Origin of the sequence: Psychrobacter sp. S1-30-MNA-CIBAN-0213 (assembly GCF_040309845.1) — a bacterium.
In the GTDB taxonomy this organism is placed as follows: domain Bacteria; phylum Pseudomonadota; class Gammaproteobacteria; order Pseudomonadales; family Moraxellaceae; genus Psychrobacter.
The window spans coordinates 1-251 of sequence record NZ_JBEOPE010000132.1 but is presented as its reverse complement, the minus strand read 5'-3'; the positions used below and the strand labels follow the sequence as shown (position 1 = coordinate 251).

The window sequence follows — 251 nt, the reverse complement described above, 5'->3', positions numbered from 1 at the left end:
GACGCTACTACCAGATATTTCTGGCTGGGCACTACTAGACGAGTCGCTAGTGCTACTATCCATCTGCATTGCGCTAGCTGCTGCACGGTTGGCCAGTATTTGTCCTTGCATTTCAGCAAGTTGCTCAGGGGATACCATGACCGTCTCAATACTACCAGCAATCTCAACTTCAGTGGTTTGATAGTTATAAACCAGTATGCCGATGATAAGACCATGCGCCAGTAAGCTTAGCAACGTCGGCAGTCTTAGCC

1 pseudogene is annotated in these 251 nt (G+C 48.6%); it reads right to left on the bottom strand.

The window, feature by feature from the left end:
* Window positions 1-251, bottom strand: a pseudogene (locus AAEY87_RS14225) (energy transducer TonB); the annotation flags it as partial.